A 12594-nucleotide genomic window follows, 5' to 3' on the forward strand; every position below is an offset into this window, starting at 1 on the left:
CTCAGGGAACTCAAATCTTGATAATGATTGTTCTTTCATCTTACTTTAAGTTTTTCTACAAAACTGTAAAGTTATAGACGTATAAGACCTTTTTCTTTAAAGCTAGCTTAATTTACTTAAATAGTTGTTTATAAAATAATCTTGAAATAAAAATACAAACTTTTTATATAGTAAATGTTTCTTAACAAATTTTATCACTCAATCATGGTAGAAAATATTTTTACAACACCAAATAATCATATCTATTAAATATAGAAAAGATTATAAAAAATTGGAAATTAATTAACAATGAAATTATGTATTAGGAAAGCAAATTGATTCTCTATATTTAAAAAGTCTAATGTTTATATATTTTACCAATAAAAACATTTATTTTTTTCTACTAAGATATTCTTTTTTTAATTCATCATATCTTTTGGCATTTGTAGGTTCTATAACTACTTTACCCTGTCTATCAATCGCTCCAAATTTTGGTTTCATTTCAGATATTTTAGCTTCTTCTTTTTCAAGCACACTTACTTTACTTATCGTTTTATAATAATTAGCTGGACAACCCTCACAAAACGTGGCAATTATCCCATCATAAAATGGAGAAACAAAAACATATCGAGGAGATATTACGATTTCACCTTTCATATTGGCAAACCCCATAAGATTGTCTTTACCATATATCCTAATCAAACCTCCATGAAACTCATCTGGACCATCTTTATGTACTATTTGAAATAACTCTTGTCCTTTATTATTTACAGCCCAAAAGCCTCCTGGCTCTTTGCCTTTCATAGACCATAGAATACCTATAGTTGAATCTTTAATCATATCAGGTCCATTATAAAATTTACCAAAGGGAATAATTAAAACACCCGCAGAATCCACATATGCATGATTTTCAAGATCTATAGGATGAGATATTTTATATATGGTCTGTGATGTAGCAGATTTAGTTGATATAATCAATATTACAAAAGCTATACAAAAAAATTTCATATCCATGCCAGTTCCATTTAATTTAATTTAATCGAATGAATTCCATTACAACTCCTTCTCGTGTACTATAATCTTCTCCTCGTCTAACCCATCAGTACCTAGATAATTACCATTCTTATCGTAATAGTCTCCCCAAAACATTCCATCGGGATCAATATATCTTATCGGATTGTTTCGGGCATAGTTATAAGGAGACCATGCTCTATCCTGCTCTGCCAGCGGATCCACGACATTCCACCTGCCTATCTCTCCGCATCATAAAACCTTGCCCCATAGTCCAGCTGGTCACCTAATTCCGGTTGTACTTCCTTCCCGTTGTAAAGATACTTATTATTTCCTGCTGTTAAAATCGATTTCGTCTTTCCAAATGCATAGTAATCTTGCTTTTGGACAACATCTACCGCAGTAGAGCCCGATCCTCTTTTAATCACCGATCGTACATTCCCTAAATGATCTATCAAATAGTAATGATAAGTATATACGCCAGCAGCATGCTGGATATACCCATCTGGAATATTTATCCGTTCTAATTTAGGACTGCTATTATCATCTTTATTATATTCTAAATTGTGAATATAATATCGCTCTATAGTATCCCCCGAAATAATTGCCCTTTTCCTGTGTTTTATTCCAGTTGCATCATAAAGATAATTTACTATTGTACCTGCCTTGCTAACTGTTTTGGGAAGATTCAGCTGGTTATAGCTAAAGTTCAATTCTGTTCGATCTGTCATTGCATTGCCATTGCCATCATAGGTATAGCTTCCAATGAGTCCTCCCGCTAAACTTAATAAACGATTACTCTTCCCTGAATTGTGGTAAGTATAGGTAGTAATAGGGTTCGTGTCTCGCTTTAAGGTTTTAATATTGCCCATATCATCATAACCAATAACCTCAGACATCACCGTACCGCTCCTTGTCGCATTTGTGAGTCGATTTAGCGCATCATAATTATAGGTATATGCATTAGGAGTGGATGTTGTATACCCCCACAACTGCTGAGCTATATTGCCATTATACTGAGCGTTAGTCAGTCAGCTCCTGCTTGATTTCTATGGTGATTCAAGACCTCTGTAAACTGTGCTGAGCCAATCGTATCGGTCCAGCCGCGCTCATTATATCCATAATTAATGGAAGTCAAGAAACTGCTCTCCACGTAATATTACCCAGCGAAAGTTGGTTTCATTTGTGAGTCGGATGAAGAAAAGCTACTTTAGGCTGAGTGTAACAGATAAACCCCCACAGGTTAAACGAAAGTAGATATAATACTGAAGCCATTTCAAACTGATATAGCTTTATGAACTATCCTACTTTACCTCAATAATGAAATTTGTATTAATTTGTTTATGTTCAAACCAAGAAGAATAAATTAATGGGAATTTACCTCTTCGCAAATTAGTTGGAATCAAAAACTTTAACTCGGTATCTGAATAGCTAACAACTTTTAATTCCCTCTCACCGATATAAAAGTTATTTGGGGTATTAGCAAAGCCTTTACCAGTAACTGTAATTAGTTCTCCTGGAAATCCAATCAAAGGACTAACGTTATCAACTCTAACTCCTATAATTTCAATATCCTCGGAGATTCCCAGTGTATAATCGACAGTACGATTTGGTATGTAAGCAGTCATTTGCAATTTAGTCTTTCCTATTTCCGATGTGGGGACTATAAATGTAACAGTTCCATTCTTAACTTCTCCCATATAATATGAATAGTCATGGTTGCTTTCTTGTAATTTAAATGCATAATACACATTTTCAAGAAAATTGCCTTCAACGGTTATTTTCTCCCCATAAGCATAAGGTTTCTTGTTTACAATCTTTGCTTTTAAAACACCTACATTCAACAAACTGTTTAGCTGTATATCCCCATATAAATCGCTAACTAACATAGGACTATACTCACCTTCAGAAACTTTCGGAACAATAATGTTCGCAACATAATCGCCGCCCCAATTTGAAATATGAACATCAACATCCTTAAATCGTAAGTAGGCATTTCTATTTCCAAAATATTTATCATATTTAGTATTTAGCAGCTGTAATTCTTGACCTGGATGAGTAAGCGAAAAATCAAAAGAAAAATCACTTGCTTTGGGTATATGGAATTGCAATTTGTCTTTTAACAGTGTTGTGTCACCATTTACAACGTAGCCAATCTGATGGCTAGCACCTTTTAGATTGCTTCCATCTAAAAATATCCCATAAGAGCCATAATTAAACTTTTTATCGGAAACAAAAATTTCAATAATATCGGTATACTCATCAAATCCGAATACTTTGACAGGCAATCTTTCGGTATAATAAATAGCTGAAGTAAGATCAATATTAACTCGAGGATTTATACGAAGGTTAGCCAAAGTATAAGAAAGATTTACTCCTGTATTTAGCAAATTCCCCTTAGCTTGAAATGTCATTTTCATAATCCCAGCCCATCTCTTGAAATTATCTGGAATCACAAATTGAAGCTCTTTTGTAGAAACTTTATAGGGTGTTATTTCAACAGGATAATTGGTATTTGATTCGATAAAATATCGAACATTATTCAACTGTGAAAAATCTCCCGTAAACTTAATCGTATCTCCTAATGTAACTTTTGTCACACCCCTCTGGTCAACGGTGAAATTGGCTGCTAAAAACTTAATTTCCTTACTAAAATAAGTTGAAACCGCTGTTGTCAAATAAAATTTAGAAGTATAGTATTGCGAAAATTCAAATTCAGAATCAGCCGAATAATTATAGGAAATTATTCCAGCTTTTGCATTTTTACCCAGTGATATTTTTTTTTCTTCACTACTCCCTTCCTTTTTAAGGATGAATCCATAATCAATTACAGTTTCATCATTTAGGTACTGAATTTCTGCATTTAATACAGCATTATTACCGTTGACATTTGTTACATCAACAATGGAAATTTTAATCGGCTTCTTGTCAGGAAGTATTACTTCCCTTTCCGAGCAAGACGAAACTCCAAATATTACAAAAATCAAGATTATGATCCACATCGATGTAAGAAAACATTTCATATCAGTTACAATACTTTTATTTTTTGATTAGCAAACACTGTGGGTAAATTATTCCCCTGATTAACAGCTATAGTATATTCACCTGGAGGAATAAAATTTGACAATGTAAACCTCACTCTTTCGTCCGAAACATCACTAAACCAAACGCTATATTGGCCAACAAATCCTGTAGTTAAATATTGAAGTCCCTTTCCATAAATCTCTACCTCCTCTCCAGGGGAAAAAGTTGTTTTAGACAAACCCGTAATTTCTGCATTCTTAATCTCAAGTTTGAATTCTTTGCTATTTTTAAAATCAACCAACATATCCGCCATTACATAGGTTATTCTGCAATCATATAATCCGGGGAGGTTGTCCGTTATCTTAAACTCCAATTCGGTGTTGCTATTTGCGATTGTGGAGCTACGAGTGTGCTCCCCCATTTCTAGCTCATAACGCTGTCCAATTGCAAAACTACCATTTACTTTTAGCACATCATTAGTGTAAACATTGGGTCTATCCAAATCTTCATAGGTAAAAGGCACTAACTTAATTTTCTCTGGTATTGTCAAATCGTACATTGACGAATTAAAAGTAATTGGATATATACCATGAGATACATCTCCTATCGTAAAAACCACATTACTTGTATAATCATCAGACCATATATTAATCCCAGGCAAATTAATCGTCCCCAAGCTAATACCAACATTATTATAATCAAAATATTTAAGCAAATTAACTCCAGAAACTGATACACGAGTTTTAGTATGTGTAACTAGATTATTCAATTTTACTTGCGAAAAATCCGGGGTATTCAGTACAATCGGAGTCTCCAATTCAACAATCTCATTTCCATAATCAATAGAAACTTTATTTGTCGTTTTCAAAGCCCCACCAAACTGGCTTATCTTTAAATCATTAGACCAATGAATTGCTTTACCAGCAATGATAATTTTCAGTTTATCGGATTGATCTACCAAACCGGTACCTGTTAATTTAATTACATCATTGTAATTATAATTGGTTTGTGCGAGATTAAAGTTTCCTATAAACTCAATATTAGCAATCTTCTTCTCAAATATCTCATTACTTAATCGTTTCTGATTAATAAATAAATCATAATTATCCCCATGAAAAAGATTTACGCTTGGTGCTTCTAAAACTAAAGATTTTTTATCGGCACTCACTTTATGTTTAAACAGAACCGAATTATACCCCTTCATACTAAAATAATCAGCTTCTTGAACCTGAGAAAAATCACCAAATAAGACAATGGGAACACCTATTTTTGCGTAAACTGATCCTTTTTGATTAATTTTTAACAAATCAACAATAAAATTAACTTCCTGCCCTTTATAGAAAGCTCTACTCGTTTGTACATAGAATACGTAAGACATTGGCTGATCAATCTGATAATTTACCTTCGACCGATACAGGTATTCAATATCCTTTTTAGAGACATCGGTACCAATGGAGATTTGGATAGGTTTGCTTGGATTAGGTTTGCTTTTATCATAGATGATAAATCCTATATCAACAATTTTCTCATAATTCAGGCTTTTTATCTCTCCTTTCAATACAAATTGATCCAGGGCTGATATAGATATTTCCTTAGTATCTACCAAAATACTTGGTTCCTTATTCGGATCTATCTCCAGCTTTTTCGAACATGAGCATACAAGCACTAGAACCATAAGCAAAATCTTAATTATTTGCTTCATCATCTTTATAGAATTTCAAATAAATCAGTACTTTGATAAAATTTCTTATTCATGTAATAAGAGATCCTAACCTTTCCATTGTTTGGTAGATAAGGCAGGCTGAACGTTACTTTGTTATTATTAATCACAAATGGATGTAAAGCAACATCCCCCAATAGGAATGACTCGGCAAATGCTATACCTTTTCCTTCAATTGTCAACACTTCTCCTGATCTTCCTTGAGAAGGATAAAATTTATCAAAAGTAAATCCTTCGCAGGTAAAGGAAATAGTTTGATCGGAAATATCATAAGACCAAGGATCCTTATTATATCCAATTTTCAAACCTTTAACATCGGTATACCAATTATTAACGACTGTTTTTAGAGTATTATTTGTCGAAACCTCGCCAAGACCTAGAGAGTTTCCATTCTCATCGAAAACAGTGTAACTTATCCCTGCAATAAAATTCCCAGTAAACTCAATCTCTTCACCCACAAAAGCACTTCTTTTATTAACAGCAGTCCATCTTAGCTTTTCAACCTTTAATTTATCTTTAACTTTTGATGTATAAAACCGGTCCGTTACTTCCATTTCATATTCCCCTTCAGGAACATCGCTAACAAAAAAACCCAACTGTTGACTATTATAATTTCCTGGAGATTCATAAACTGACCCCGCCAAACTGATATATGCAACATCATAAAAATCAAACAAGTTACTTGCAAATATCCTTACTAAACCCCAGGGGTGTATTCGTGGAAAAATATTTTTCATCTCCAAACTAGATATTGGTGTCAATTCCAATGGGTCACGAAATATTACTTTCTCTTTTCCATTGTCAATACCAACCTTAAAGCTTGTTCCTCCTATTTCATTTTGATAATACAACTGAAAGTTACCATCATAGGGATAGCTCTTATCATTTATTAATATATTTACTACAGCATAACCTCGGTCTAAAACTGACGCTACATACTGTTTATTAATCTGATTAATTCTAATCTGTGTTGAAGGCTTATAATATTTCTTTTCAGGCGCTTCAAATTGTGCAAAATACTGCACCGTAACAATATTTCTTTCAAAGTTTAATTGCTTTATTCCTTTCTTAACAATGGAAACTTGAACAGATGATTTATGTTGCACTGCTGGATTTCCGGTTAAGATAAAGGTCATTTTCTTCTTATCCGTATCCAGTTGATAGGGTAATGAAAAAATATTGAATGCGCCAGTTACCTGTAGTCGATAGTTTTGATCAAAATTACTGAAATCCCCTTGCAAAACAATCGTATCTCGTCCATAAGATTTAATAGCACTCAGTTCATAAACTGAAATATCTTGAACTGAAAACGAATTAACATTGCCTTTGTAAAAATTATTTTTTGTCCGCACGTATATATAATACTGATATACATTACCTATTTGAAAATTCTTAGTGCTGGACAAGGTACTAGAAATATCGCCTTCCGGAGCTTTTGCTCCTAAAGTGATATAACTTTCAGAACTCGTTATATTATCTACATCAACACTATACCACGCAAAGCCATAATCCAAAATCTCTTCCTGATTTAAAGCACCAATCTTACCGTGCAATACTACAGTACGATCCGTCAAACCACTATAAGCGCTAGTGGTTAATGGTATTGGGGTAATTATTTCATTTACTACATTTGAATCATCCTTTTTAGAACATGAACCAAAAACTACAAAAAACAATATGGAGATAAGTGAAAAAAGTATAAAGTTTCGATTTCTCATTTTTAATTTCTTCATGAATTAATTCCATTTATGTTCATACACCTGATCAACTGTTAACCAAGAGTTTTGATAGAAAATAGAAAACTTATAAAATCCAGGTCTTATGTACGAAGGTAAATAAAGCTCAGCCCAACCTTCTCCGTAATTATTAAAGCTCAAATATTCATTGCCCAGAAATACCATACCAGCACCTATCCCCTTACCATAAAATCGGATTGCTGTTTGGGAGTTACCTGAAGCAGGAGAAAATCCAGTAAAGGTAGGCCTCTTAAAATTCACTTTAAAACTGGCATCTATCCATGCATAATTCTCAAGATTACGCTTATAACCTATCCGCTTTATCTCATAGGTAGATACCGTACGTCCATAGGGATATATCTGAATTTGGCCATTTCGAGCCACTCCATAACTCTGCTGTTCATCGTTATCATCAATGGTATAAGTCTGTCCATCGATAAAATTCCCTTTCAGTATAATCGGTTCACCGTGGTAAATTTCGGCAGGGCTAACCGAAGTAACCTGTAATTTTTTGATATTTATTTTCTTTGTAGTGTTAAAATCTACATAATCACTCTTTATATTTACTGAATAAGCGCCATCCGCTACATCACCTATCGTCAATACATCATTGCCATTCCAGTAACGATAGAGTTTAGCTAGTTTCCCTCCAATACTATAATTTGTTTTTAATTCTGGAGTAAATCGAGTCAGTAAATATGTGTTAACGGAAACATCCTGCATAGGATGAGCATTGAAATCTTTAATTACAAATGCATCATCTGTCACTGGCCTTAGACTAAGTTTTTTAGGGAAGAATATAGTGTCCTGTCCATTATAATAACCTACTCGAAAAGAATTGCCCTTTAGCCCAGCCAAAACATCACTAATAGGATAAGCATAATTAAGTGGAATATACTTATTACCCACAATAAAGAATAGGACTCCTTTAATATTTTGTTTTACAGCATTGGAAGTAAAACTTAAATTCTCATCGAAATAATATTCATATTGATTTAGCCCAGATATTTCCCCTTTAATGAATCCAATAGCAACCACATTTTTATTATCATATCGATTGAATAAAACAAATCGAACGAAGTCGCCATGATACAATTTGGGAACAGTAAAAGTGAGCATATCTCTATTTGATCCTAAAATTTCAAAATGTATTGCTGTTTCCTGTATATCTTCTCCTGCATAAGATAGTTTATAGCTTTCATCTACCTTGGTAAAATCACCTTTTATATTTACACGACTTCCCGGTATTAAAGTCATTTCTTCATCCGAATCGACTCTTATGTCTGGGGTTTTAAAATTGACAAATGTGCCAGAATAAATATTACTAGCGGTTTTTATAACATATTTGACACTATATTCGTCTTGAAACTTTGGTAATGGTGATTCTTTTAAAGTCTGAACATTGTCACCTGAAGCAATAGTTTTGTCAATCTTAACATAAATACTATCAAATTGATTAAAATCAACTTTATACTTCACTATAAAACCATGCTCTTTTACAACTTCATCATTCAAATGCAATACACGGCCTGCAAATTGAATACCATAACCAAATAGCGATACTGGCACCAATGTCTCCAGCTTAATTTTATCCGTAATTACAGAATTTTTGGGGGATTCCTTCTCTTTAGTACAGGAAAATAAGAAGCTCAACACTAGAAAAATAATGTAGATTCTTTTCATAAAATCAGTTAATAATGCAAAGATAAAGTTAATCCGACACTTACCATTATATTTACACGCATTAAATCATTTTTTTAATTTAATTTGATAGATCGATATCCTCATCAACACCCAAGTCTTAAAAACTTTCAAATCCCACAAGGCTTAATCAAAAACTTGATCTTCAATGTATCCTAGAGTACTTTGTATAACAGGTATTATTTCTTTAAGTGAATTGATTATCTCTTTTGCATATTAATTTTTAAGTATCAATTATAGCTTGTAAATGTTTAATAAAACGTAATAATTATTATTTACTAATTTATTTTAGTTTATTTTTAGACATTACTTGCTGATAGGAACTGGTAAAACAAAATACTTTTAAAACAATATTTTAATATGTTAATGATAAATGGTTGGCTAATAACCTAATTTTTTTCAAAGTTTATTTTAACAAAAAAATAAATTAGAATTCCTAAAATATTTCAAATCAAGACAACTACTTTAAAAACAATTTTCGCTTTATTACTTAACTTTTTATTATTTACTATGTGGTAAAAATTAGATATAATAGTAAAAAAATAATTAGAATTAATTCTTGGTTCATGATAATTTTTAAAGTATTGATTAGATTTTAAATCATATATATTATTGTGTATAATTAAAATAATTTCCTGTCTTAAAATTGATCATTTAGAATCAATCATTCAAAAAAATCCAATGAAAATCTTTATAACAATACTCCCCTATTTATTCATCCTATTCATTTTTCAGCACATAACTTATTCTCCAAAACAAACCTTCTGGATCAATTATTCTCATTATTGAACTTCTAGCCCTGTTACCTTACTTTCTTAGGCCTAGAACCTAACCCTAAACGAATTGCAATTCAGACAATTTGCAGCAATATACCCCCAACTATCCAAAAACCAAAACATTTCATTTACACTTGGATTGCTTTCCGTGATGGTATTCTAGTCTTCTTCTTTGCCTTCTTGCTTAATCACATTTGGGGTTTGTTTCTGAATAGATTCCTGCTTTTTTTTCTATTCGTAGACTTGTTTTTCCGTTCTGTGAAGCGTTCTTTTTCTGTCTTAGTAAACCTGTTCACCTTTCTGTTCTAGCTCATTACTAAACGTCTTATTTAGTGTGTCAAGGATAGTAATTACAAGTCGTCCTGTCATATCTTTGAAAAAGTTTCTCTATGCTTTAAATCTTTCTTTTAAGCAATAACTTTAACTTTGGTATAACAGAATATGAAAGCAATTATCTTCAATTACAACTGAAAGCTTTATCAGTTCGAACGAATTTTGTTCTGTAGTAAGTAAATTTATGTGCATCAATTCTATGCTATTGTGGACTCTAATTTAATTATCTAAGTCAATACAAGGAATCCTACTAGCTTTAAGTAAATTTTATTTTCTTCTTCTGCCAAAAAGGATTTGTTTATTTTGCTAACCTTCTGAGATAATGCTGATGGAAATTAAAGAAAAATCAGTCATAAATACCCCACACACAGCTGGTTAGCTATAAAATATTCATTTATCCATACTAAAATTAATTTTCTTAAAATCGCTTAATTTAAAGCCGTCTATAAATTCATCTGAATAAATCAATTTGAATAAGTTGGCATAACGCGGGGAAAAATCAATTCCGTTCTTCTTAATTGTAAACAATTCATTAGTGCGTGTCTGCGCTTGCGGTATTTGCATCAAACTAAAATATAGTCCGTCGATTATACTCCGCTGCCTTAATTTCTCATCCTTTTCATTGGAATTAAAAGAAATTACAATTTTAGATTTAATAAGCTTTTGAAACATACAGTTCTTTCCAGTAGTAGTTTCAATAGTGCGCCGTAATGACACGTTTTGTTTGTCCAATTTCTGGAAAACGAATACAATTCCGTAGGCTGGTTCAATATCGGGTAATCCAGCAAATTTGATGTTTAAATTAGGAGATGTTTTATTAAGAGACAAAACCGCACGTTCTATTGTCAGTGAGTCTTCCTTTTGTATCGATCCACTTATATATATTTGTATTTCTTTAGGGTGCTTTAGCAAGACACCAGACGTGAAACATTTTTCTACATCATCAAGGGAAACTTGAGGATATTTTTCCAATAAATTTTTAATTTTTTGATCTGTATTAATAGTGTAGAGCTTATCAAAGAAATTCGTTTCAAACAATTGTCTCGTGTAATTGGCAGAAATCGCAGGTTCGTATAGCAAAGACAACACGTCAATGTCTAATGTCGTTAAACATTTAGCCGGATTGTAATTTTCAAAGAAAAGACTGCTAGGATAGTTATAACTGTCACCAACAACACCAAGTGATTGTACGATTTCCTCTAATACAACCTTGAAACGAGTAGAATGTGTCAATTCCTTTTCAGTAAAATAAATACCGATGAAAGCCTGTTCTATCACCCCATCATAATTAATTGATTTCGCAAGTCCAAAATGATTGGAATTATCAATATCATTTGTGAAAGCACTGTCTAATTTTAAAAAATTGCAAACACTTTTTAAATCCCCAAAAAAGACACTTATTGACGCAGAGTCATTTGTATCGGCCAGGGATAACTTGATGGGAAGATTTATCTTATTGACCTGTTCAATGGCTTGTTTTACATATGCTATATCTTCGCTAGATTGACTCCCAACAATTTCAATCGTTGGATTAGAATTCCATTTTGAAATATTATCGCGTTTTTCGGAATTGAAATCCTCATGGAAAACTGTCTCATAAAAATAATTTAATGTTGAAATATCGTACTTCCCTTTTAAAAGTTTCAAATTTTTTTCGCTGATTGAGGATTCATGTTTTGGAAAACAGCCCGCAATTATTATTAAGAAATTAATCCCTAGGATCCAAAAGATAAGTATACTTTTTCTATAAAATAACATCATAAAATTAAAGATAGTGAAACCAATCACAAAAAAGGCCTCAACTATGACTAGGAGTCCCCATCTTTGCTAACCTACGAACCACATATTTTTTCTGTAATAGTATTGATCCATTTCCTTTATTCATGCCAAAAATTAATAATGAGTACTATAAATGATACTATTTCGGGTATAAAACAACTTATAACAATTAAAGTATATCATATAGGGTATAAATAAAAGAGTTCGATTATCTATTTCAAAAAATATAGCAAGTTAATCCATCCCAATCAAATTTTAAACCCATCAAGAAAAAACAAAATAGATTTTATGATTTCATTTCTACCCTCACCTTCTCCACAAAAAAGCTCAACGAAAGTTGGGCTTTTTTTCATGGAGCGAGGGGTTCGAACTGCTTTGGACAGAGTTCGACATAAAGGAGTTTAGGGTATTTGTAGGAAGTTAGGGGCTGAACCAATCTCCCTACCATCAAAAAACCCATTGTACGTCTTCAAACTAAATTAGACACATTAGGATGAAACCTTAAGGAGACTTTCGAGTTATAAATTTATTAATT

9 protein-coding genes are annotated in these 12594 nt (G+C 32.3%); all 9 read right to left on the reverse strand.

The genetic code is table 11. The features are described 5' to 3' along the window. Nucleotides 1-369 precede the first annotated feature (369 nt). Complete coding sequence (locus ACFRAE_RS17475; protein WP_422798463.1) at nt 370-993, reverse strand: WG repeat-containing protein; 624 nt, start codon at nt 991-993, stop codon at nt 370-372. Nucleotides 994-1032: 39 nt separating this feature from the next. Then, on the reverse strand, nt 1033-1215 hold the full coding sequence (locus ACFRAE_RS17480) for a hypothetical protein (protein WP_422798464.1): 183 nt from the start codon (nt 1213-1215) through the stop codon (nt 1033-1035). Between the two features lie 14 nt (nt 1216-1229). After that, nucleotides 1230-1982 carry a hypothetical protein gene (locus ACFRAE_RS17485; protein WP_422798465.1) on the reverse strand — a complete coding sequence of 251 codons (753 nt, stop codon included), beginning with the start codon at nt 1980-1982 and terminating at the stop codon, nt 1230-1232. Between the two features lie 35 nt (nt 1983-2017). Further along, nucleotides 2018-2143, reverse strand: a complete 126-nt coding sequence (locus tag ACFRAE_RS17490) for a hypothetical protein (protein ID WP_422798466.1) — start codon at nt 2141-2143, stop codon at nt 2018-2020. Between the two features lie 151 nt (nt 2144-2294). Further along, complete coding sequence (locus ACFRAE_RS17495; protein ID WP_422798467.1) at nt 2295-3977, reverse strand: IPT/TIG domain-containing protein; 1683 nt, start codon at nt 3975-3977, stop codon at nt 2295-2297. A gap of 41 nt (nt 3978-4018) precedes the next feature. Beyond that, on the reverse strand, nt 4019-5719 hold the full coding sequence (locus ACFRAE_RS17500; protein ID WP_422798468.1) for a hypothetical protein: 1701 nt from the start codon (nt 5717-5719) through the stop codon (nt 4019-4021). Nucleotides 5720-5721: 2 nt separating this feature from the next. Next, nucleotides 5722-7467, reverse strand: a complete 1746-nt coding sequence (locus tag ACFRAE_RS17505; RefSeq protein ID WP_422798469.1) for a hypothetical protein — start codon at nt 7465-7467, stop codon at nt 5722-5724. A gap of 3 nt (nt 7468-7470) precedes the next feature. Beyond that, nucleotides 7471-9153 carry a hypothetical protein gene (locus ACFRAE_RS17510; RefSeq protein ID WP_422798470.1) on the reverse strand — a complete coding sequence of 561 codons (1683 nt, stop codon included), beginning with the start codon at nt 9151-9153 and terminating at the stop codon, nt 7471-7473. A 1517-nt stretch (nt 9154-10670) separates the two neighbouring features. Beyond that, nucleotides 10671-12041 (reverse strand): DUF2927 domain-containing protein, encoded by a 1371-nt coding sequence (locus tag ACFRAE_RS17515; RefSeq protein WP_422798471.1) that lies wholly within the window; start codon nt 12039-12041, stop codon nt 10671-10673. Nucleotides 12042-12594 lie beyond the last annotated feature (553 nt).

Origin of the sequence: Sphingobacterium sp. HJSM2_6, assembly GCF_049316305.1 — a bacterium.
Classification (GTDB): domain Bacteria; phylum Bacteroidota; class Bacteroidia; order Sphingobacteriales; family Sphingobacteriaceae; genus Sphingobacterium.

Bases quoted from the DNA above. Each gene is read 5' to 3' on its own strand.
- ACFRAE_RS17475 (WP_422798463.1), bottom strand. From the start codon at position 993: ATGGATATGAAATTTTTTTGTATAGCTTTTGTAATATTGATTATATCA.
- ACFRAE_RS17500 (WP_422798468.1), bottom strand. From the start codon at position 5,719: ATGATGAAGCAAATAATTAAGATTTTGCTTATGGTTCTAGTGCTTGTA.
- ACFRAE_RS17505 (WP_422798469.1), bottom strand. From the start codon at position 7,467: ATGAAGAAATTAAAAATGAGAAATCGAAACTTTATACTTTTTTCACTT.
- ACFRAE_RS17510 (WP_422798470.1), bottom strand. From the start codon at position 9,153: ATGAAAAGAATCTACATTATTTTTCTAGTGTTGAGCTTCTTATTTTCC.
- ACFRAE_RS17515 (WP_422798471.1), bottom strand. From the start codon at position 12,041: ATGATGTTATTTTATAGAAAAAGTATACTTATCTTTTGGATCCTAGGG.